The organism is Streptomyces sp. W16, assembly GCF_033194735.1.
Taxonomy (GTDB): domain Bacteria; phylum Actinomycetota; class Actinomycetes; order Streptomycetales; family Streptomycetaceae; genus Streptomyces.
This window is the reverse complement of record NZ_JAWOAI010000144.1, coordinates 1-20,193: the sequence shown is the minus strand read 5'-3', so window position 1 is coordinate 20,193 and position 20,193 is coordinate 1. Positions and strand designations below refer to the sequence as shown.

21 protein-coding genes and 1 pseudogene are annotated in these 20,193 nt (G+C 70.7%); 10 read left to right on the top strand and 12 right to left on the bottom strand.

Annotated elements, in window-relative coordinates; translation table 11 throughout:
- Positions 1–683 (bottom strand): PucR family transcriptional regulator ligand-binding domain-containing protein (locus R6V09_RS20560; RefSeq protein ID WP_317882876.1); only part of this gene is annotated, 683 nt, incomplete at its 3' end.
- A 103-nt stretch (positions 684–786) separates the two neighbouring features.
- Between R6V09_RS20560 and R6V09_RS20555 the strand changes: the two genes are divergently transcribed.
- From R6V09_RS20555 to R6V09_RS20545, 3 genes are read left to right on the top strand one after another with little or no spacing between them, the layout of a single operon-like run.
- Entirely contained in the window at positions 787–2,325 is a 1,539-nt protein-coding gene (locus R6V09_RS20555) for a purine-cytosine permease family protein (protein ID WP_317882875.1), read from the top strand.
- Positions 2,326–2,372: 47 nt separating this feature from the next.
- Entirely contained in the window at positions 2,373–2,774 is a 402-nt protein-coding gene (locus R6V09_RS20550) for a nuclear transport factor 2 family protein (RefSeq protein WP_317882874.1), read from the top strand.
- A gap of 15 nt (positions 2,775–2,789) precedes the next feature.
- On the top strand, positions 2,790–4,229 hold the full coding sequence (locus R6V09_RS20545; RefSeq protein WP_317882873.1) for a gamma-aminobutyraldehyde dehydrogenase: 1,440 nt from the start codon (positions 2,790–2,792) through the stop codon (positions 4,227–4,229).
- 9 nt (positions 4,230–4,238) lie between these two features.
- Here the strand turns inward: R6V09_RS20545 and R6V09_RS20540 are convergent, their stop codons facing one another.
- Together R6V09_RS20540 and R6V09_RS20535 are read right to left on the bottom strand one after the other, a co-directional pair.
- Positions 4,239–5,492, bottom strand: coding sequence for a hypothetical protein (locus R6V09_RS20540; RefSeq protein ID WP_317882872.1), 1,254 nt, complete (start codon positions 5,490–5,492; stop codon positions 4,239–4,241).
- A 38-nt stretch (positions 5,493–5,530) separates the two neighbouring features.
- On the bottom strand, positions 5,531–6,343 hold the full coding sequence (locus R6V09_RS20535; RefSeq protein ID WP_317882871.1) for an NAD(P)H-binding protein: 813 nt from the start codon (positions 6,341–6,343) through the stop codon (positions 5,531–5,533).
- A gap of 85 nt (positions 6,344–6,428) precedes the next feature.
- Here R6V09_RS20535 and R6V09_RS20530 point away from each other — a divergent pair, with 85 nt between their 5' ends.
- Complete coding sequence (locus tag R6V09_RS20530; protein WP_317882870.1) at positions 6,429–6,842, top strand: winged helix-turn-helix transcriptional regulator; 414 nt, start codon at positions 6,429–6,431, stop codon at positions 6,840–6,842.
- A gap of 8 nt (positions 6,843–6,850) precedes the next feature.
- Here R6V09_RS20530 and R6V09_RS20525 read toward each other — a convergent pair whose 3' ends face one another.
- The 3 genes from R6V09_RS20525 to R6V09_RS20520 form a co-directional block, all read right to left on the bottom strand.
- Positions 6,851–8,155 (bottom strand): cation:proton antiporter, encoded by a 1,305-nt coding sequence (locus tag R6V09_RS20525; RefSeq protein ID WP_317882869.1) that lies wholly within the window; start codon positions 8,153–8,155, stop codon positions 6,851–6,853.
- 202 nt (positions 8,156–8,357) lie between these two features.
- A complete protein-coding gene (locus R6V09_RS54670; protein WP_442810094.1) occupies positions 8,358–8,456 on the bottom strand; it encodes a hypothetical protein in 99 nt (32 codons plus the stop codon).
- Positions 8,457–8,932: 476 nt separating this feature from the next.
- On the bottom strand, positions 8,933–9,181 hold the full coding sequence (locus R6V09_RS20520; protein ID WP_317882868.1) for a hypothetical protein: 249 nt from the start codon (positions 9,179–9,181) through the stop codon (positions 8,933–8,935).
- Between the two features lie 73 nt (positions 9,182–9,254).
- Between R6V09_RS20520 and R6V09_RS20515 the strand changes: the two genes are divergently transcribed.
- Complete coding sequence (locus tag R6V09_RS20515; protein ID WP_317882867.1) at positions 9,255–9,644, top strand: hypothetical protein; 390 nt, start codon at positions 9,255–9,257, stop codon at positions 9,642–9,644.
- A gap of 157 nt (positions 9,645–9,801) precedes the next feature.
- On the opposite strand, the gene R6V09_RS20510 is transcribed toward R6V09_RS20515, so the two are convergent.
- Positions 9,802–11,109: an MFS transporter gene (locus R6V09_RS20510; RefSeq protein ID WP_317882866.1), complete on the bottom strand. Its 1,308-nt coding sequence runs from the start codon at positions 11,107–11,109 to the stop codon at positions 9,802–9,804.
- A 461-nt stretch (positions 11,110–11,570) separates the two neighbouring features.
- Between R6V09_RS20510 and R6V09_RS20505 the strand changes: the two genes are divergently transcribed.
- Complete coding sequence (locus tag R6V09_RS20505) at positions 11,571–12,125, top strand: CGNR zinc finger domain-containing protein (RefSeq protein ID WP_317882865.1); 555 nt, start codon at positions 11,571–11,573, stop codon at positions 12,123–12,125.
- On the opposite strand, the gene R6V09_RS20500 is transcribed toward R6V09_RS20505, so the two are convergent.
- From R6V09_RS20500 to R6V09_RS20490, 3 genes are all read right to left on the bottom strand, one after another.
- Positions 12,089–13,375, bottom strand: coding sequence for a MalY/PatB family protein (locus tag R6V09_RS20500; RefSeq protein WP_317882864.1), 1,287 nt, complete (start codon positions 13,373–13,375; stop codon positions 12,089–12,091). The genes R6V09_RS20505 and R6V09_RS20500 overlap by 37 nt on opposite strands.
- Positions 13,372–13,839: a DinB family protein gene (locus R6V09_RS20495; protein ID WP_317882863.1), complete on the bottom strand. Its 468-nt coding sequence runs from the start codon at positions 13,837–13,839 to the stop codon at positions 13,372–13,374. Before R6V09_RS20495 ends, R6V09_RS20500 begins: the two co-directional genes overlap by 4 nt.
- Before the next feature lie 199 nt (positions 13,840–14,038).
- Positions 14,039–14,767: a TetR/AcrR family transcriptional regulator gene (locus tag R6V09_RS20490; protein ID WP_317882862.1), complete on the bottom strand. Its 729-nt coding sequence runs from the start codon at positions 14,765–14,767 to the stop codon at positions 14,039–14,041.
- A gap of 99 nt (positions 14,768–14,866) precedes the next feature.
- Here R6V09_RS20490 and R6V09_RS20485 point away from each other — a divergent pair, with 99 nt between their 5' ends.
- The 4 genes from R6V09_RS20485 (at position 14,867) to R6V09_RS20470 (ending at position 18,126) form a co-directional block, all read left to right on the top strand.
- The gene (locus R6V09_RS20485; protein WP_317882861.1) at positions 14,867–15,574 is read left to right on the top strand and encodes a TetR/AcrR family transcriptional regulator; all 708 of its coding nucleotides are present in this window, start codon (positions 14,867–14,869) and stop codon (positions 15,572–15,574) included.
- A 221-nt stretch (positions 15,575–15,795) separates the two neighbouring features.
- Positions 15,796–16,713 carry an ABC transporter ATP-binding protein gene (locus R6V09_RS20480; protein ID WP_317882860.1) on the top strand — a complete coding sequence of 306 codons (918 nt, stop codon included), beginning with the start codon at positions 15,796–15,798 and terminating at the stop codon, positions 16,711–16,713.
- A complete protein-coding gene (locus tag R6V09_RS20475) occupies positions 16,713–17,462 on the top strand; it encodes an ABC transporter permease (RefSeq protein ID WP_317882859.1) in 750 nt (249 codons plus the stop codon). The genes R6V09_RS20480 and R6V09_RS20475 overlap by 1 nt, the downstream gene beginning before the upstream one ends.
- A gap of 46 nt (positions 17,463–17,508) precedes the next feature.
- Positions 17,509–18,126 (top strand): ABC transporter permease, encoded by a 618-nt coding sequence (locus tag R6V09_RS20470; protein ID WP_317882858.1) that lies wholly within the window; start codon positions 17,509–17,511, stop codon positions 18,124–18,126.
- A 60-nt stretch (positions 18,127–18,186) separates the two neighbouring features.
- Here R6V09_RS20470 and R6V09_RS20465 read toward each other — a convergent pair whose 3' ends face one another.
- Entirely contained in the window at positions 18,187–19,773 is a 1,587-nt protein-coding gene (locus R6V09_RS20465; protein ID WP_317882877.1) for a purple acid phosphatase family protein, read from the bottom strand.
- A gap of 102 nt (positions 19,774–19,875) precedes the next feature.
- Positions 19,876–20,193, bottom strand: a pseudogene (locus tag R6V09_RS20460) (MFS transporter); the annotation flags it as partial.

Genomic DNA, 20,193 nt, shown 5'->3' with positions numbered 1-20,193 from the left:
CTCCGATCTTCGTAGGCGACGAGGAAGCCCGCCGGGCCGCCGGGCGCGGGCACCGGAAGGACGAATCCGCCGGGGACGGTCGGCGGGGCGTCGACGGAGGCCGGCAGGACAGCGGGATCCGGCACGGGGACGCCGGGCAGCAGCGGGCGGCCCTGCGGCGTGCACAGATAGACGTCGTAGCCCGACAGGTCTTCGAGGCGGCGCAGCAGCGTCGGTGTGTCCAGGTCCTCGGCGACCAGCCAGCGCAGCGCGCCGAAGACCTGGAGCTGCGCGCCCAGCCGGTGCCGGGCGTCCTCCTGCACGGAGGCCGCGACCTCCTGGGAGACCGCGATGAACGGCACGGCGAGCGGCACTTCAAGGACCGGGAAGCCCCGCTCCTCCGCCGCCCGGAAGAACGCCTCGTGCAGCGGCGGCATGTGCAGCTGCGCGGAGAGCGCGAGCGCGGACACCCCGGCGTCGTCCAGCCGCTCCAGATAGGCGCGCTGTCCGGCCGCCGTACGCGGCACCGCCAGACCCGTCGTCATGATCACCTCGGCGCCCAGCAGCCAGGGCGTCGGATCGGTGAGCTCGCTGGCGTGCGCCCAGGACACGGACCTGCCGAGCCCGCCGCGACCCGCCTTCACGGAGAGCTGCAGCGCGGGAAAGGCGAGCAGATCCTCGACGGTCACTTTGTTTCCAGCCACAAAAGGAAGCCTATCGCTCCGTGACCGACACAATTGTCGCCGGTCGTGCGAGGGCCACAGACTGTGGAACCGGCCCCGCGCATGAACGGAAGGTGGAGCGCCAGTGACGACCTCGATCACCGAAATCGAGACCTACGGCGTCGAACGGATCCCGGACGAGGACCGCACGGCCCGCCCGATCGACCTGTTCCGGCTCGCCTTCGGCGGTGCCAACACCTTCGCGACCTGTGTGCTGGGTGCCTTCCCGATCCTCTTCGGCCTCTCCTTCTGGGAGGGCCTCGCCGCGACCGTCCTCGGCCTCGTCGCGGGCGCGCTGCTGCTGGCCCCGATGGCCCTGTTCGGCCCCACCAACGGCACGAACAACGCCGTCTCCTCCTCCGCCCATCTGGGCGTGCACGGCAGGGTCGTCGGCTCGTTCCTCTCCCTGCTCACCGCCGTCGCGTTCTTCTCGATCTCCGTGTGGTCCTCGGGCGACGCGCTTGTCGGCGGCGCGCACCGCCTCGTCGACGTCCCCGAGTCGGACGTCACCTACGGCATCGCGTACGCGGTCTTCGCCGGGCTCGTCCTGGCCGTGTGCGTCTACGGCTTCAAGTTCATGCTGCTGGTCAACAAGATCGCGGTGCTGGCCGCGTCGGCCCTCTTCGTGCTCGGCGCCTTCGCCTTCGCCGGCGACTTCGACCCCGGCTACGCGGGCACCTTCGCCTCCACCGCCGACCCGCTGTTCTGGCCGTCGTTCATCGGCGCCGCGCTGATCGTGCTCTCCAACCCGGTCTCCTTCGGCGCCTTCCTCGGCGACTGGTCCCGCTACATCCCGGCCGGGGCCCCGCGCCGCCGGGTGATGGGCGCCGCGTTCCTCGCCCAGCTCGCCACCCTGCTGCCGTTCCTCTTCGGCCTGACCACCGCGTCGATCATCGCCTCGAAGGCCGCGAAGTACGTCGACCCGGCCGCCCCCAACTACGTCGGCGGTCTCCTCGCCATCTCGCCCGGCTGGTACTTCCTGCCGCTCTGCCTGATCGCCCTGATCGGCGGCCTCTCCACCGGCACGACGTCCCTCTACGGCACGGGCCTCGACTTCTCCAGCGTCTTCACGCGCTTCAGCCGCGTCCAGGCCACCTTCTTCATCGGCGCCCTGTCGATCGCGTTCATCTTCGTCGGCCGCTTCGCACTGAACCTCACGCAGTCGATCTCGACGTTCGCCACGCTGATCATCACCTGCACCGCACCCTGGATGATCGTCATGGCCCTCGGCTACGTCACCCGGCGCGGCTGGTACGACCCGGAGGCCCTGCAGGTCTTCAACCGCCGTCAGCGAGGCGGCCGTTACTGGTTCACGCACGGCTGGAACTGGCGCGGCATGTCCACCTGGCTGGTCTCCGCCGTCGTGGCCCTCCTGTTCACCAACCTCCCCGGCCAGTTCGTCGGCCCGCTCGGCGACCTCGCGGGCGGCACCGACATCTCGCTGCCGGTCGGCCTCGCCCTCGCCGTCGTCCTCTACCTGGCCCTGCTCGCCGTGTTCCCCGAGCCGCGCGCCGTGTACGGACCGGCCGGCCCCCGCTTCGTCCGGGCGTCCGACGCGCCGGTACCGCCGATCACCGGCGGCGGCACCGAGGAGCCCGTCACCGAGCCCGCCGCGGCCCACTGAACCCTCGCCCCCCCGGGTAACCCAACGCCCACGACCAGGAGTTGTGCATGAGTACCGTCACCGTGCAGGAAGTCCGGGCCGCCGCCGACGCGCTCGTCGCCGCCTTCGCCGAGGGCCGCCTCGACGACTACTTCGGCGCCTTCGCCCCGGACGCGAGCTTCGTCTTCCACACCACCCCGCAGCGGCTCGGCTCCACCGCCGAGTACCGCGCGCTGTGGCAGCGGTGGGTGGAACAGGACGGCTTCCGCATCCTCGGCTGCGTCTCGTCCGCGCAGCTCGTCCAGCCCTTCGGCGACACGGCCGTCTTCAGCCACGACGTGGAGACCCGGATCGCCACCGAATCGGGCGAGGAGACCGTCCACGAGCGGGAGACCATCGTCTTCGCCCGTGCCGAGGACGGCGGCTGGGTCGCCGTACACGAGCATCTGTCCGCCCGCAGCGCCGCCTGACCAGGAGAGACGTCCATGAGCACCACCTTCCGCAACTACATCGACGGTGCGTTCGCGGACGCCTCGGACAGCCGCACGCTCGACGTGGTGGACCCCACCACCGGTGACGTCTACGCGACCTCCCCGCTCTCCGGGGCGGCCGATGTCGACGCGGCGATGGCCGCCGCAGCCGCGGCGTTCCCCGTCTGGCGCGACACCACACCGTCCGTACGGCAGCGCGCGCTGCTGAGGATCGCCGACGCGATGGAGGCCCGGGCCGACGAGCTGGTCGCCGTCGAGAGCCGCGACACCGGCAAGCCGCTGCACCTCACCCGCAGCGAGGAACTCGCCCCCGCCATCGACCAGATCCGCTTCTTCGCGGGCGCGGCCCGCATGCTCGAAGGCCGCTCGGCGGGCGAGTACACGGAGGGCATGACCTCCATCATCCGGCGCGAGCCCGTCGGGGTGTGCGCACAGGTCGCGCCCTGGAACTACCCGCTGCTGATGGCGGTGTGGAAGTTCGCCCCGGCGCTCGCGGCCGGCAACGCGGTGGTCCTCAAGCCCTCCGACACCACCCCCGCCTCCACCGTCCTGCTCGCCGGGATCATCGGCGGTGTCCTGGCCGAACTGGCCCTGCCCCAGGGCATCTTCAACGTGGTCTGCGGCGACCGTGACACCGGCCGCCTGATGGTCGAGCACCCCACCCCGGCGATGGCCTCCATCACCGGTTCGGTACGCGCCGGCGTCCAGGTCGCCCAGAGCGCCGCGAAGGACCTCAAGCGGGTCCACCTGGAACTCGGCGGCAAAGCCCCGGCCGTGGTCTTCGAGGACGCCGACCTGACGAAGGCGGTCGAGGACCTGGTCGTCGGCGGCTTCTTCAACGCGGGCCAGGACTGCACGGCCGCGACCCGTGTCCTGGTCCACGAGTCGGTCCACGACGAGTTCGTGGCCGCGCTCGCGAAGGCGGCGGCGGAGACGAGGACAGGGCACCCCGACGACGAGGACGTGCTCTACGGCCCGCTCAACAACGCCGGCCAGCTCGCTCAGGTCAGCGGCTTCGTCGAGCGCCTTCCCGGGCACGCCAGGATCGAGGCGGGCGGTCACCGGGTCGGCGACAAGGGCTACTTCTACGCCCCGACCGTGGTCTCCGGCCTCCGCCAGGACGACGAGATCGTCCAGAACGAGGTCTTCGGCCCCGTCATGACCGTCCAGTCCTTCACGGACGAGGCCGAGGCCGTGCGGTATGCCAACGGCGTCGACTACGCGCTGGCCTCCTCGGTGTGGACCAGGGACCACGCACGGGCGATGCGGATGTCGAAGAGCCTCGACTTCGGCTGTGTGTGGATCAACACCCACATGGCACTCGTCGCCGAGATGCCGCACGGCGGGTTCAAGAAGTCCGGCTACGGCAAGGACCTTTCGGCGTACGGCTTCGAGGACTACACCCGGATCAAGCACGTCATGACGTCACTCTGACGCGCGTGGTCAGTCGCGCAGGGGCCGCCAACGGTCCTCCCGCGCGGGGTCGATGGCGCTGCGCCACACCAGCGTCCCGCCGATCAGGCCGGGCTCGTCCCGGGGTGCCAGGGCCGGGGCTTCGAGCGCGTCGGCGGTCTCCTCCAGGTAGGTGACCAGCGTGTCGCGCTCGTCGTCCGGGTGGTCGTCGTAGCGGGACCACCGGCCGAGGAAGCCGGTCTCCGTGTCCAGGTAGAGGCCCGAGACGCGGTCGCCGGGGCTGTGCGCGGCGACCGGAATCCAGGTCGGCTTCCAGACGGTGATCCACTCCTCCTCGGGGCGGCCGGCGTTCGCGGTGTCCTGGTGCGCCTGGGCGTCCGTCTTCAGCCGGTGTACGGCGGCCACCTCGTCCAGCGGCAGCAGCGCCCGGTTGCCCGGCAGACATCCCCGCCCGTCGGCCCCGTCGTCGCCCGCGGTGAGCAGCCACAGGACGGTCAGCTCGACGGGTATCCGCACACCGAGCTCGCCCTCCAGCGCGGCGACGGCGGCCAGGTCGGCGCCGGTGCGCAGCGCGGCGTAGGAGTCGGGGGCGTTGTCCCGGAGCCGGCGCGTGATCCGGTGCCAGGCATCGGCGACCTCCCGCACGGTGACCGCGGTGACATCGGGATCGACCCTCCGCACTTCCTCCCGCTCCCGCTCCTGCTCTCGCGCGTCCGCGTCGGGCTCGGCGGCAGGGGCCAGGGTGACGTACCGGATCTCGATCCGGTCGGGCTCATGGAGGTAGCCGACGGCCAGCGCGGGACAGTCCTCGAACAGGTCGCCGTCGACCAGCACCGTACGGATGCCGGGCAGCCGCGAGGGCACGCCCATGTCCGGGTCGTCGGCGAGTTGACCCGCCACGACCTTCAGCGCGTAGGGAGCACCGGCCCCGAACCGGGCGGCGGCGTCCCGGACGAGTGCGGGGATCTCGACGTCCACGGCCTGGGGCTCCTTGAGGTCGGGGGAAGAGCGATGCGCTCCCACACGGTAGTGCGGTTTCAGATCCTGATCCGCCAGGATGCGGCCGGCCTGGGACGGCGAGATCGAGGCGAAGACCCTGCCCACCACCTGCGCGCCGATCGCGGCGTTGGCCCGCCCGTCGGCCGCAGCGAGAACGATCTTCGCCCGCAGCACCTGCCTCACCTGTGCGGTCGCGGAGGCTGCCGGCCGGTGCAGGCGCGCACGCACCGGCTCGGCGAGGTCCACCACAGCCGCCGTAAGAACCGCCTCGACTGCGCGGGGCACGGCATTTTCCTGGCGGCGTGGGCTCGTTGCCGTGGGGACTACGCGAGGGCTGCTGTGAGCGCGGAGTGCGGTGCGCGGCCCAGCAGTTGGCGCAGGTCACCACCGGTGCGGGACATGAACCCGGCCGCGATGGCGGAGTAGGTGCCCACCAGCATCGGTACCTGGAACGGCTTGGCGCCGGAAGCGGCGATACGGGTGCGGGCTTGGGCGAGGGTCTCCGGCTCGTAGGTGATGTGCGGGCCGTGCGCGCGGGCCAGATCGGCCCCGCCGATGGCCTGCTCACCGACGAGTTCATAGATGCGCCCCGCATGAGCGTGGGCCTCCACCGTCACACGTGCCGCGGCGTCGGCCAGATCCGCCCGTGCGACGGCGGCCAGTTGGCCCTCGCCGAGCGGGGCGGTGATCCGCCCGTCGCCCGAGGGTGCCGCGAGCGCGCCCAGCAACTCCGCGTACAGGCCATTGCGCAGGATCGTCCAGTTCATGGTGCTGTCCTGGAGCCCATGCTCGGTCCAGCGGTGTGGCAGCGCGTAGGGAAGGTGATCGCCGGCAGCGGTCAGGCTCGTATAGACGACATGGCTCACGCCTGCCTTCTCGGCGGCGGCGATGGCGGCGCCGTGCCGGGCAATGACGGTGTCGTCCTCGCCGTAGCCCGCGGAGATCAGCAGCAGCACCTCCACACCCTCGAAGCCTCCGACGAGAGTGCCGGGCTCGTCGAAATCGATGCGGCGGACCGGCAGCGGGGCCTTGAGCCGCTGAGGATCGCGGGTGCCGAGGACGGTGTCTCCGCGGTCGGCCAGCCGCTCGGCGATCAGCGTGCCCAGGGCGCCGGTGGCACCAGTAACCAGGATCATCAGGGTCTTCCCGTTCCGGTAGGTTCTCTTCGGTAACCGGGATCATCCTGCGGTTCCGCGCCAGGGAGCGTAAGGAGGCACTTCTATGTCAGTGGGGCACACAGAGGTAACCACCGACCCCGTGGTCAGTTGCGGCGACGAGCACGAGGACTGCGGGATCCGTGAGGTACTCGACCGGATCGGCGACAAATGGTCGGTCCTTGTCGTCGTCGAACTGGCCCAGGGCGTCCGCCGTTTCCGACAGCTGCAGCGCGCTGTCCCAGGTATCTCGCAGCGGATGCTGACCCTCACCGTCCGCCGCCTGGAACGCGACGGCCTGGTCACCCGGACCGTGCACCCGACGGTGCCCCCGCAGGTCGAGTACGAGCTCACGACGATGGGCCACAGTCTCACCCATCTGGTCAGAGCCCTCACGGACTGGTCGGCGGAACACCGCGACGCCATCGCTCAAGCACGCCAGGAATGGGATACCGAACATCCCGACTCCGGAATCCGCTGAACAGGTCGCTACGACGGATCGTGCGGGCGCTCCGCTCCAGGGCGGGCGTCGCCGACGGTGACCGGCTCCCGGCGCCTGCGGGTCATGTCCTGCGGGGTCGCCCGCAGCGCGAGGGCGCTGGGATAGATCGCCTGGAGCAGCGGACCCGTCATGGCGGTGGTCAGCACCGCCATGACCACCATCAGCGAGTACAACCGCTCGTCCAGGATGCCGAGTTGGCGGCCCACGCTGAGGATGATGAGTTCGGTGAGGCCGCGGGTGTTCATGAGGACGGCCAGCGCGGAGGCGATGCGCCGGTCAAGACCGTTGGCGTAGGCGCCCGTGTACGCGCCGACGAGCTTGCCGCCCACCGCCACCAGGAGGATCAGCGCCAACTGGCCGAGGTCGGACCAGCCGAGCCGGGACAGGTCCACCTGGAGGCCGGCGACCAGGAAGAACACCGGCAGCAGCAGCACGTTGTTCACGAGCCCGACCCGCTCGTGCAGATCGGCCCGCAGCCGCTCCGACCCCGAGCGCGGGACGACCGCCCCGAACAGGAACGCCCCGAAGATGAAGTGCAGCCCCATCCACTCGGTGGCGGCCCCCGACACCAGCAGCCCGGCAAACGCCGTGGCCAGCAGCACCGCGGTCGGCTGCCCGGTCACCCTCGGCCGCCGCAGCAGCCGGCCGAGCAGCCACCGTACGGGGTAGAGCATCAGCAGCAGATACGGCAGGAACAGCAACGCCCGCTCGGGGTGCCCGACCGGCGCGACGATGGCCACCACCACGGCCAGCAGCGACCAGGCCAGTACGTCGGCGAGGGCGGCGCAGCACAGCGCCAGCGCGCCGAGCGGGGTGTGGTCCAGGTTCCGGTCGGTGAGGATCCGGGCGAGCACCGGGAACGCGGTGATGGACATGGCGGCGCCCATGAAGAGGACGAAGCCCAGATGGTTGGGGCTGGGATGGTCACGCAGGAGACAGGTGCCGAGCGCCATCCCCAGGCCGCACGGCAGCAGCAGCGAGGCCAGCGACACGGAGGCGGCGATCCGGCCGGTGCCGCGCACCATGCCGCGGTCGAACTCCAGGCCGACCAGGAACATGAAGACGGCGACACCCACGTCGGCCGGCGCGGTCAGGAACGGCCGGATGTCGGTCGGCAGCAGCGCGCGCGAGACGGCGCCGTCGAACAGGGTGGGGCCGAGCAGGATGCCGGCCAGGATCTCGCCGATGACCGGGGGCTGCCCGAGTCTGCGCGCGAGCGCCCCGAACAGGGCCGCGGCGACGATGACGACGGCCAGTCCGGCCAGTAAAGCGGATGCTTGGGAGGAGGTCATGGCGCGGTGGACTCCTTGTGCCGAGGGTGCCGCGACGGGTGCCGGGGGTGTTCAGCAGATGGATGCGTTTCTCCGGCGCCATGTGCGGCACCGGGCGGTGCTTCATCCACACGTCCAGGAGCAGGTCGACGGTGGACGAGATCCGCATGGGTTTCCTCCCTGTTGCGGTCTGCGCGGTGGTGCGGTGGGTTGCGTGGCGCCTTTACATCGGCAGGATTCCGCGAGGGTCGAATCGGCTTTTGGCCCGTGCGAAATCGTGCCACCTCGGGCCGAAGTGACGGCGCCAGTCCTCCGACGACATCGGCACTGCGTTAAGGGGATAGGCGACCACGCCGACTTTCCGGGAGGACCGGGCGCACATGGAGGGCTTGGTGGCCCGCGCCTTCGCGGAGCCGGGCGACGACATGCCGGCGCGCTAGCACGGCGACGACCTCAACTCCCGTACGGCGGGTGCCCGCCGGGCCGTCGCGCTGTGCCCGGTTCGGTACTTCCTGGGGGACACCCCCAGAACAGACCGGAACTGCCGTGAGAACTTCGACGCGTCGGCGATTCCCTACCGCGCGGCGATGTCACTCACTTTCTCGTGCCTGTGCGAGGGGCCCGAGAGGAGGTCCTTCGTGCAGTGCTGAATCCGCAGATTGAGGTTTTCGTGCGTGACACCTCTCTCTTTTTCCTCGAACACCCTGTGTAATTTACGGACCGACAGGACTCGTCGCTGAACTGGTTCCTTGGGAATGCTGACCGACGGCCGTGAGGTCGCCCTGCTCGAACGGGCCGTCAGCGGGAGGGGCGTCCGTCGCCCGGTGCGCTCTCGGCCAGGCAGGCGTCGAGGAGTTCGCGGGTGTCGGGGCCGATGCCGTAGCGCTCCCCGCCGCCCTTGGCGAAGGCGGGCAGGGAGCGGAACGACGGTGGTCGCGATGTGCCGAGGATGTGTCGCTGCCGGCCGCGCAGCAGCTCGAAGTCGAGCGGCCCGCACCAGATCCAGAGCGGCGAGCAGGCCCTCCCCACGCGCGGTGTCGAAGGCACGTACGCTCTCCGCGGCGCCGTCCGGCGCCTCCTCCCACGGCGTGGCCGCACGCACCGCGAGCCGGCTCCGCGGATGGTCGGGCAGCGGTCCGGGGGCGGGCGGCCCTACGGCGTCGTCGGGCCGCAGGGATTCAGCGATCCGTTCCGCTATGTCGTCGAGCAGTACCCGGTCGGGTCCGGTCCAACTGTGGAACCGGCCGCCGACAGCCCCAGTGATCAGCCGCTGCGCCACCTCGGGGTCGACGTGCCGGCGAGCGAGGAACCAGGTGAGGACCTGATCGCAGTGCCCGTACAAGCCGCTGCCTCGAACCAACCCGCCGACTGCTACGGCCAGTTGCGCCACTCGCACAGCCCGGCGACCGCCCGGTCCGGGATCGCCTCCGGTGTGTCCACCGAGTGCGACGGACAGCACCGGCTCACCGCCGCCCACGGCCGTAGGAGCGGTTCGGGCCGGTCCGAGTGAGCGGATCTCCCGTGCCGCGGACTCGCTGTCGAAGGGATGGCGGGCGGGGTCCACCTCGTCCCGGCTCAGGGTCCCCGGGTTCAGGTCGGTCGGTACCGCGCAAGCCTGCACACCCGCCCGGCGTGCGCTCAACCGAACTGCCGTCGCGCGCGGTCCGTCAACGCGGCGTCGCCGACGGCTCGTTGGGGAGGGCGGCCCTCGGCGGTCGGTCGGCGGTCGCGCGCAGCGTGGGTTCGTTGCGCAGCCGTACGAAGGTGATGGCCAGGGCGACCGCCTGGACGGCGGCGCAGCACAGGACGGCCGTGCCGAGGTGGGCAGGCGGGGTGAGGGCGACGAGGATGCCGGCCACCGGGAACGGCAGCAGCAGGAGCAGCATGGTCAGGGAGAGCGTGGTGCCGAAGGCCGTGGCCGGGATGACCAGGGAACGGAGGGTGCGCAGTACGACGGTGAGGCCGCCGTCGCCCGCCATGAACAGCGCGACGAGGACCGTGTAGGCGGCGTAGGACGGGGCCTGTGGCAGGGCCAGGCAGGCCGCTGACGCGAACGTCGCGCACACCACCCCCACGCCCCACAGGTCGAGTCGGCTCAGCGCGAGCCGGCAGCAGGTGACCGCCAGCAGGGTCGCCGCCGCGGCGGCGGACCACAGGGTGCCGACATCGGCGGAGGAACGGCCGAAGTTCTCCACCACGATCACGGGGCTGGCCGACTGGAGCAGACCGAGCGCGAGATTGGAGCAGGCCAGCCCTGCCACCAGCCAGCGCAGGGAGGGCAGTCTGCGCAGCATGCGCAGCCCCGTCCGCAGACCGCCGGGTGTACGTTCGCCGTCCGGCCGCGCGGAGCGCAGCGGGGTGGGCGGGGTCTGCAGACCGAGCACGGCGGCCAGCAGGGACAGCGCGGTCAGACACCCGAGCATCCAGCCCGGCCCCACCAGCAGCAGGAAACCGGCGAGCAGGGGGCCGACGAGCATCGCGGTCTGGTCGATGCCGATGAGGACCGACTGCACTCCGTGGGGCCGGTGTTGGGCCCGCCGGGTGACGATCGCGCCCACGGCCTCGTTGGCCACGAAACTGAACTGGGTGAGCGTGCCGGTCACCGCGGCCAGCACCAGCACGGTCACCGTCTCCGCGGTGCCGCGCGGCAGCACGGCCAGCGTGACGGCCGCCCCGGCCAGCACCAGGGCCCGCAGCAGCGAGGCCAGGAAGCACACGATGGCCGCGCCGCGCCGGTCCACCACATTGCCGGCCAGTACGAACGCGGCGATCCGGGGCGTCCACTCCAGGGCGAACGCCAGGCCCGTCAGCGACGGGGACCGGGTGATGGCCAGGACGAGGAGCGGCATGGCGTACGTCGACATGGAGAACGCCAGGGCGTCACTGGTGCGGGGTGCGTAGATCCGTCGGAAGAGACTGCCGGACGGAACGGCTGCATGGCGACCGGCGGGCGGCCGGTCCTCGTGCAGGGTCATGGCCACGGAGCGGAGGGCTTTCGGTGAGGCGTGTCACGGAGGGGGAAACGGGCGGCCCCCGCTCACGGCGAAAGGAATTCGCGGAGGGCGGGGGGCAGGGTAAAACGCCTACAAGGAAGGGCAGTTGAGGCGTGGAATATATCGCAGCCGAGAGGTTCGGCATATCCCGCGCGCACATCTCCGCATGTTCTGCGCAAGGGATTCGAGGCATTCCCGCTGCCGATATCGGAAGTGTCCGCAGATTCGTGGCCCAGGGTCCGAGAGAGGGACCGTCGCGCCCATGTCTTCGTGGCTCTCCGGGTCTGGGCGAGTCCGGAGCGGAGCCTCCCCGTGGAGCACCTGTCAATACGGTGATGAAATCGGGGCGTGCGGGGCAGTGAGCAGGGGAGTAGCTCCGAGATTCCGTCCTGGACAGTGATTGCGTCACCTGTCAATATGGACACGTGGATGAGTTTGTCTTTGTGAGCGGCCGACTGTGTCTCGACCTGGCGGGCACCAGGCTGTGGCGCCGTAGCCTCCGTACCGAACTGCTGGGCTCTCCGGACGACTTGCGGCGCTGGATCGGCGAGGCGGATCTCGTGGACGATCCCGGTGTCGTGGACTCCCGAGCGCTGGAGCGGGTCCGTCGGCTGCGTGAGGCCGCCTACACGCTGGTCCGAAACTGGCCCCTGGGGGACAGCCCGGACAGCCCGGACAGTGCCGTCGAGGAAGCTCTCGCGGAGGTGAACGAAGCGGCTCGTCTTCCGCTGCCCAAGCACCAACTCGACCTGTCGGGGCGGGTGTCGCGCACCGGTGGGGTGGACGAGGTGCTCGGCGCGGTCGGCCGTGACGCCGTGGACCTGGTGGGTTCGCCCCAGTTCTCGCGGATGAAGGAGTGCGCCAACGACGAGTGCACGCGCCTGTTCGTGGACCTCTCCCGCTCCGGTGCCCGGCGCTGGTGCGGTATGGCGGAGTGCGGCAACAAGCACAAGGCGGCCAGCTACCGGCAGCGGAAGAAGGAGCGGTCCGGGGTGTGACCCGGCGTCAAGTGGCTCTCCTTCAGCGCGTTGTCGAGCGCGAGGGCGCGGGTGAGGCCGGTCAGGATGTCCTCCAGCACGGCGTGGGACGTGGCGAAGTTGAGCCGTAGATAGCCCTCGGCGCCGGGTCCGAAGGGGCTGCCGCCGTCCAGCAGGACACCACCTGTCTCCAAGACCCGTTCCACGGGCGGCTGTTCGAGCCCCAGCGGGCGGGCGTCGATCCAGGCCAGGTAGGTGGCCTCCGGCAAGTGGTGGCGTAGGTGCGGCAGTTGGGTGTGCAGTACCTGCTGAACCCGGCGACGGTTGCGGTCCAGGACGGTCAGCAGGTCACGCTGCCACGCGTCGCCGTCCCGCCACGCGGCCTCGGTGGCGACCACTCCGAGCGGGGACACCGTGCCGTACAGGTCCGGGGGTTGGGCGTCGCGCAGCGCGAGGAGCCGGTCCGGGCCGTAGTGCGTGACGGCGCAGCGGATCGCGGCCAGGTTGAACGACTTGGTGGCGGACGTCAGTGTCACGGTCCTGCGGGCCGCGTCGGGGGAGAGGCTCGCGAACGGGATGTGCCGGTGCGGGGCGTGGACCAGTTCGGCGTGGATCTCGTCGCTGACGACCAGCAGGTCGTGCCGCCGGGCGATGGCCGCGGTCTCCTCCAGCTCGGCGCGGGCCAGGACGTGGCCCGTCGGGTTGTGCGGGTTCACCAGCACCAGGACCTTGCAGCCCGACCGGGTGACCGCGGCGTCCAGGGCGGCGAGGTCCATGCGCCACCCCTCGTCCGTGTCCTCCATCGGGACCGGCACGGCGACGCGTCCCATGGTCGTCAACGTGGCAAGGAACGGCGGGTAGTTGGGGGTCTGGATCGCTACCGCGTCGCCCGGTCCCGTCGCCAGGTGGAGGACGAGTTGGAGGCACTGGATCAGGTCGGTCTGCTCGCGCACCCGGTCCGCGTGCGCCGTCCAGCCGTATCGGTCGCTCATCCGTCGGGCGAAGGCGGTGCGCAGCGGGCTGCCGTCGGGCCAGTCCGGGTAGCCGAGGTCGCGTCGCTCGACGGCGGCGCGCAGTGCGTCGGTCACGGCCGGCGGAACCGGGAAGTCCATGTCGGCCACCCACGCGGGCAGTACGTCCGGCGCCGGTCGGTGCCACTTCACACTGGAGCGGGCGCGCAGCTGGTCCCGGTCCAGGTCGTCGAAGCCGGGCAGCCGCAGTGTGCCGGCGCTCAGACGGGTGCTGACGTCGGCTTTCGCGTCGGCGTTCATGAGGAGGCTCCCTGCTTCAGCAGATCGCGGGTGATCTGTATCTGACCGTGGTGCTGGGCGAGTTCTTCGAGGACGTGCAGTTGCACACCCGCCACGCTCAGCGGGCGGTCCGGTCCCTCGAAGTCGGCGGGCGGTGTGTTGCGCGGCACCGACGTGGGGGTGACCGGAGCGAGGTCGGCCGCCAACTGCTCGTACAGCGCGTCGACTTGCTCGCGGAGGTCGCCGGCGCGCCCGGTGGCCGTGAACTCGGCGGCGCGATCGCGATCGACCTCGCGCCCCGCGACGACGTGGCCGGTCCAGTAGTCGGCGACCGCCGCGCAGTGGTACGTGATCGCGTAGACGGAGTTCGCGCCGGGCAGCGGCGGGCGGGTGTTCCCCAAGTCGTCGCCCAGCTCCTCCAGGACGCCGAGCATGCCGTCGAAGGCGCGCCGCAGGAAGTACAGGTACTCGTTCTGATCTTGCACGGCAGGGATTCCTCATCGGTCGGCCGTGTCACCGTTCTGTGTGGTGACGTCATCAGAGTGATGCACGGCTGCGTCACCTGTCAATGAGGTAACCGCTGCGAGAAATGTGCAGGCGGCGGCGAGGTAGGTGGAGTTTTCGGGGTCGACAACATGGGTCTGCTCACCTCATTGACGGGTGATTTACGCGGACGTCACGGCCTCAGAGGCCAAAGCCCTCGGCGAGGCTCTCGATGTGGGCGGCCAGCAGGTTGTCGCCCCGGTGTCCCATGCCGGCGAACTGCAGGGCCATTTCGAGGCTGACCGTTCCGTGCAGGGTGGACCAGGCCATCACCGTGCCCGCGAGCGCGATCCCCATGGCCCCGTGCTCGATTCGGGGCCCGGTGTGGACCGTGACCCAGTTCCGGACGGTCGGCTCGCGGCCTGCCCACGCGGTCATCTCCTTGACGAGGGGCGTCACGGCGGCGCCCGGCTCGGCACCGGCGAAGATGCCGAGGGAGGGGCCGAGGAGGGGGCCGAGCACGGCGCGGGCTCCGCCCGAGGTGCCCGGTGCGGCGGTGTGGCCCGGGAGCGGCGCGCCCTGGATGAGCTGGTGGAGGTGCGGCCGGCGCATCGCCCAGGACCGGTAGGCAAGGGCGAGGCGGTGCAGCCAGGCCCTCGGTTCGGCCGGCGTGCTCGGGGCGGTGCCCGCGTCGTCGATGGCGTGGGCGATGTCGAGATAGGCGTCCGTGACCAGGGCGTCGACCAGTGCGTCACGGCTGCCGTAGTACCGGTAGAGGGCCGGTCCGGACAGTCCGAGCGCCTTGGCGATGCGGGTGAGGCTGAATCCGGACGATCCGCCGGACGCGAGTTGGCGCAGCGCGAGTTCCTTGATCTCCGAGCGTGTCTGTTCCCTGAAGCGCTCCCGGGGTGTGGGGGTGCGTGCCGTCACGGTGACCTCCTCTGCCGGTCATGACCGAAGAGCGCTACTGTATACCTCGTTAGTTATTGTGTGTAGCGAACATTAGCGACGATCCCAGGAGGATGGGGCATGGCAACCCAGGCGCGCAGTCCGCGGGAGCGGTACCGGGAGCAGACCCGCTCGGAGATCAAGGAAGTGGCCGTACGCCAGCTCGCCGCCGGTGGTGTCGAGAGCGTGGCCCTGCTGCGGATCGCCAAGGAGATCGGGATGTCGGGCCCGGCGCTCTACCGGTACTACGCCAGCCGGGACGACCTGCTCGCCGAGCTGGTGCTCGACGCCTACACGGATGCCGCCGAGGCCGTCCACGCGGTGGACATCGAAGGCGGCGGACGTGTGGCGCTGCATGCCCTGACCAGGGCCTACCGGGCGTGGGCGGTGACCAATCCGCATCTCTACCTGCTCGTCCAGGGCACCCCGGTGGCGGGCTTCACCACTCCGCCCGAGACCGTGCTGCGGGCGCGGTCCGTCCTCGGGCCGTTCCTGCCGGTCTTCGTGGAGGGCCGGCCGCTGGCCGGTCTCGACCCGCTGCTGGCGGAGTTCCAGGTCTGGCTGCGCGAGGAGCCGGACGTGACGGCATGGGTTGCGCAGTGGACGGGCCGGGACCCCGCCGACCCGGCGGCGGCCGTCGCGCTGACCGGCGCGATCATGGCCTGGCCGCAGATCCACGGCACTGTGGGCCTGGAGACCGCGGGCCAGTTCACCGGCATGGGACACAACCCCGCCACCCTGCTCGACGTACAGGCGACGATCCTGGCGGACGCCTTCCAGCTCCGCTGACACCCTCGCCCTCGCGGGCGCGCAGCACCACTGACCAGCGCTTTCGAGCCCTGTCGGCCATCGCCGGCAGGGCTCTTTCATGTTCCGTCCCGGGTCGCACCCGGAGGTGTCTTGCTAGATGCACTCGTGACAGTTACGCTATATAACAGCAGCGTCGAAGTATCGCGCAGCGACTCGTGTGCGCCGCGCCATGCCATCCCCGCCTCAAGGAGGAGCCCACCGTGATCGAAGCAATCGGACTCACCAAACGCTACGGAGAGAAGGCCGCCGTGAACGACCTGTCCTTCACCGTGCGCGCCGGGCAGGTCACTGGCTTCCTGGGCCCCAACGGCGCCGGAAAGTCGACCACTCTGCGCATGCTGCTCGGCCTGGACCGCCCGACGTCCGGCACCGCGCTCATCGACGGCCGGCCCTACGCCTCACTGACCCGGCCCCTGCACACGGTCGGCGCACTGCTGGACGCCGCCGCCTTCCACCCCGGCCGCTCGGCACGTAGCCACCTGCGGGCCATCGCCCTCTCGAACGGCATCGGCGCCGCCCGCGTGGACGCCGTCCTCGACGAGGTCGGACTGTCGAGCGTCGCCGGACGCCGGGCGGGCGGCTTCTCCCTCGGTATGAAGCAGCGGCTCGGTATCGCCGCCGCCCTCCTCGGTGACCCCCAACTGCTCATCTTCGACGAACCGGTGAACGGCCTCGACCCCGAGGGCGTCCACTGGATCCGCACCCTCATGCGGGACCTCGCCGCGCAGGGCCGTACGGTCTTCGTCTCCTCGCACCTGATGAGCGAGATGCAGTACACCGCCGACCACCTGGTCATCGTCGGCCGCGGCAGGCTCATCGCCGACAAGCCCCTCGCCGATCTCATCGACTCCGCCGCCGGCACCCATCTGACGATCCGCACCCTCCCCGCACGCCGCGGCGAACTGGCCGCCGCCCTGGAAGCCCTCGACGCCCGGGTCGAGACGCGCGCCGACGACGCGCTCGCCGTCCGCGGGACAACTCCCCAGGAGGCGGGCATGCTCGCCCACCACCGCGGTATCCCCCTCACCGAACTGTCCATCCAGCGCTCGACGTTGGAGGACGCGTACATGGCCCTCACCGACGACGCCGTCGAGTACCGGGCGAAGGAGGCAGTGTGATGCGTGACGTGATCGCCTCGGAGTGGCTCAAACTCCGCTCGGTACGCTCGACCTGGTGGGCGCTGGGCGCCGCCTTCGTCCTCATGCCGCTGACCGGCCTGCTCATCGGCATGAACACGAGCTCCGACCAACTCGGCAACCCGTCGTATGACGCCCTCGACACCCTGACGGGCACGGCCATCGTACAGTTCGCCTTCGGCGTCCTCGGTGTGCTGGCCATCTCTCCCGAATACGGCACCGGCCTCATCCGGACGACCTTCGCCGCGGTGCCGTCGCGCAGCCGCGTGATCGCGGTCAAGGCGGGCCTGCTCGCAGTGGTGTTCGCGGTCGCGGGCACGGTGATCTCGCTGGTCACGTTCCTCGTCGGACAGGCCGCTCTCCCCGGGGGCCTTGGCGTCTCGCTGGGCGACCCGGGCGTCCTGCGGGCCGTGTTCGGAGCCGCCTTCTACATGGTGTTCATCGGGATGTTCGGCTTCGCGCTCGGCGCGTTGATCCGGCACACGCAGGGCGCCCTGTCCGTACTGATGGCGGTGGTCTTCGTGATCATGGGCATCCTGCCGTCCCTGGTACCGCAGTCCCTCCAGGACAGCGTCGCCGCCTACTCGTTCACCGGAGTCGGCCGCTCCCTGATCGTGGTCAAACACGTCGACGGCGTCACCACTCCGCTCACCGCGCTGGTGCTGTGCCTGGTGTACGCGGCCGTCGTCCTCGTCCCCGCGTTCATCCTCACCAACCGACGCGACCCCTGAGATCCCTCAACTCACGTCCCCTGTACAGCCCTTCACGGAGGCCACCATGTCCCACACCGGCACGCCCGCCACCCACCGCACCCAGCCGTCCGCCCTGCGCGTCGTCCTCAACAACCGTCTGTCGTACGTCAGTTTCGGCCTCGCCTGGCTGCTCGGCCACGGCGTGAACGCCCTCACCCACGGCGACGACCCCGTCCTCGACCTGCCGTCCGCGATACCGGCGTCGCTGCTCGTCGTGGGCCTACTCGCGGGAGTCGTCGTCACCAGTGTCGTAACTGCCAAGTCGCTGCGCGGAGTTCGCGGCCCCGACGCCATGGTCGGGAACCTGCTCGCCGCGTCCTGGCCGATCGGCTTCGGCGCCCTGTTCCTCCTCATCACCGCGCTGAGCTCGGCCCTCGACGAGCAGAAGGTCCACACGCTCATGTGGCCCACCGCGTCCGGGCTCGTCGTGGGACTCCTCTACCTAGCCGGGGGCGCCGTCTACCGCGACCGTCTCCAGTACGTACTCGGCACCTGGCTCGCCCTCACCTCCTCCGCCGCGCTCTTCCTCCACGGTGCGCCCCTGTACTGGGCGCTCGCCCTCGCGGGCGGCGGCAGCTACCTCGTGGCAGCCGCCCTCGAACCCCGCCGCCACGCCAAGGCCCTCCTCGCCAGCGCCAGTTGAGGCGGCGCCTGCGGACGGCGGTCACCGACACCACATCGGTGGCCGCCGCTCCGTGTTGTCCTAGTGGCCGTGCCCGGACTTCCTCACCTTGCGGGAGACCGTGAAGCGGTCCACCTCCGCGCCGGTCGCGGCCAGCGCCCGCACCGTGAGGGTCGTCGTACGGCCCGGTGCGGCGGGGGCGACGTCGACGCGGATGAACGAGTAGCCGGTGTAGCGGACCCGGGACCAGTCGACGTTCTCGGTGACCTTGCCGTCCTTGCCCGTCCAGTACGTCGGCACCGAGTCGATCGCGTCCTCGTGCTCCTCGTAGCTGTCGGCCACCGGGAAGCTGTACACGCTCTCGCCGCCCGCGCCCGCCGTCACGTACACCACACCGCCATTGGCCGGCTCATGGGTGCCGCCGATCGGCAGGGTCCGTACGGCCTTGTCCTGGACGACCGGGTCGGTGCGCTCGTAGACGTGGTTGTGGCCGTTGACCACGAGATCCACCTGGTGCTTCTCGTACAGCGGCACCCACTGCTCGCGCACCCCGCCCTCGGAGGCGTGCGAGCTGGTCGTCGAGAACGCGCAGTGGTGGTGGAAGACCACGATGAAGTCGACGTCCGTGCGGGCGCGGAGCTCGGTGAGCCGCTTGTCGAGCCATGCGGTCTGCTTGCCGCCGGTGTAGTCGATGTTGGCGGGGATCTCGTACGACACGTCGTTCGCGTCGACCGACACCACACCCACGTTGCCGTGGACGAAGGAGTAGACACCGGGAGCTGACGTAGTGTCAAAACCGTTGCCGGGCAAGGTGAAACGGGCCTCGTTGCCGCCGTACCCGTTGGGGGAGTACCAGGACTCCATGTCGTGGTTGCCGAACGCCACCATCCACGGCACCCGGCTGGAGAGCGGCTCGATCTGCGCCAGGAACGAATCCCACTGCCGGGCGTCGTAGCTGCCCGCGTCCCCGGGCAGCCCGTGGCCGGTCTCCTCGGCGTAGCAGATGTCGCCCGCGTGCAGGTGGAACGCCGGATTCTGCGCCTGGACAAGGGAGTTGAGCCCGATCGACGTGTAACTCGGGTTCTGGTCACCGAAGGCGGTGAAGGTGAAGGGCCGGGTGCTGTGTGTCCGGGGAGCGGTGGTGAAGGAGTAGACGGTGTGCGCGGCACCCGCGTCCGCCGGGTCGAAGCCGTCGTGGCCGACGCCGTAGTAGTACGTCGTGTCGGGGCTCAGGTTGTCCAGCGCCGCGTGCACGTAGTACTGGTCGATGTCGGCGCTCTTGCCGATCCCGGCGGGCGTGAACAGGTCGCGCACCTCCGCCGGTATGCGGTGGCTCAGGTCGAGGGGACTTCGGCCGATCCGCAGGAACGGCTTGTTCACCGGCAGCGGCACCTGCCACGACACCCGCATCTGCGTCCGCGGATCGGCGCCGTAGGCGAGGTGCCGGCCGAACGGTGCCACCAGCGAACCGTGCACGGTGGACGTCGTGGACGCCGGCACCAACGTGGGCGTCGTCGCCGCCGCGACCCCGCCTCCGCCCGCGAGGGCGACCCCGGAAGCGGCGACCGCGCCACCGCGCAGCAGGCCGCGACGGGAGAAGGCGCGGCGGAGGTACTCGTGTTGCTCGGGCATGCTCAGGGTGTCGGCGAGCCGGTCGGGAAGGCCCATGCGAGGAGTGTTCATGGGCGCGACGCTGGCAGCGCCGGTTGAACGACCGATTGCCGCCTGCCCATGGACTGGCCATATCCCGCCCATCGCCTGGCTCGTTTCCTATGCCCGGGATGTCCCCGGCGGCTGCGTGAAGTGGTGGGCGCCGGCCAGGACGAGCACCGCCAGCGCGGCCGGTGCCGCGTAGGCGAGCCGGAACTCGCCGGTGGAGCCGAGGAGTCCGCTCACCGCGCCACCGGTGACGACACCCGTGTAGTTGAAGAGGTTCAGGCGGGCCAGGACCGTTTCCGAGGCGGCCGGGCGCAGCCGGGCGGCGGAGGCCAGACACAGCGGGGCCAGTACCGACGCCCCCAGACCCACCAGCCCGGCCGCGAGCACGGCGAACGGCCAGCCCGGAGCCACGGCCATGCCCGCCAGAGC

Coding starts and splice junctions, on each gene's coding strand:
- R6V09_RS20550 (WP_317882874.1), top strand. CDS start 2,373: ATGAGTACCGTCACCGTGCAGGAAGTCCGGGCCGCCGCCGACGCGCTC.
- R6V09_RS20545 (WP_317882873.1), top strand. CDS start 2,790: ATGAGCACCACCTTCCGCAACTACATCGACGGTGCGTTCGCGGACGCC.
- R6V09_RS20535 (WP_317882871.1), bottom strand. CDS start 6,343: ATGATCCTGGTTACTGGTGCCACCGGCGCCCTGGGCACGCTGATCGCC.
- R6V09_RS20530 (WP_317882870.1), top strand. CDS start 6,429: ATGTCAGTGGGGCACACAGAGGTAACCACCGACCCCGTGGTCAGTTGC.
- R6V09_RS20525 (WP_317882869.1), bottom strand. CDS start 8,155: ATGACCTCCTCCCAAGCATCCGCTTTACTGGCCGGACTGGCCGTCGTC.
- R6V09_RS54670 (WP_442810094.1), bottom strand. CDS start 8,456: ATGTCGTCGGAGGACTGGCGCCGTCACTTCGGCCCGAGGTGGCACGAT.
- R6V09_RS20515 (WP_317882867.1), top strand. CDS start 9,255: ATGGTCGGGCAGCGGTCCGGGGGCGGGCGGCCCTACGGCGTCGTCGGG.
- R6V09_RS20510 (WP_317882866.1), bottom strand. CDS start 11,109: ATGACCCTGCACGAGGACCGGCCGCCCGCCGGTCGCCATGCAGCCGTT.
- R6V09_RS20500 (WP_317882864.1), bottom strand. CDS start 13,375: ATGAACGCCGACGCGAAAGCCGACGTCAGCACCCGTCTGAGCGCCGGC.
- R6V09_RS20485 (WP_317882861.1), top strand. CDS start 14,867: ATGGCAACCCAGGCGCGCAGTCCGCGGGAGCGGTACCGGGAGCAGACC.
- R6V09_RS20475 (WP_317882859.1), top strand. CDS start 16,713: ATGCGTGACGTGATCGCCTCGGAGTGGCTCAAACTCCGCTCGGTACGC.
- R6V09_RS20470 (WP_317882858.1), top strand. CDS start 17,509: ATGTCCCACACCGGCACGCCCGCCACCCACCGCACCCAGCCGTCCGCC.
- R6V09_RS20465 (WP_317882877.1), bottom strand. CDS start 19,773: ATGGGCCTTCCCGACCGGCTCGCCGACACCCTGAGCATGCCCGAGCAA.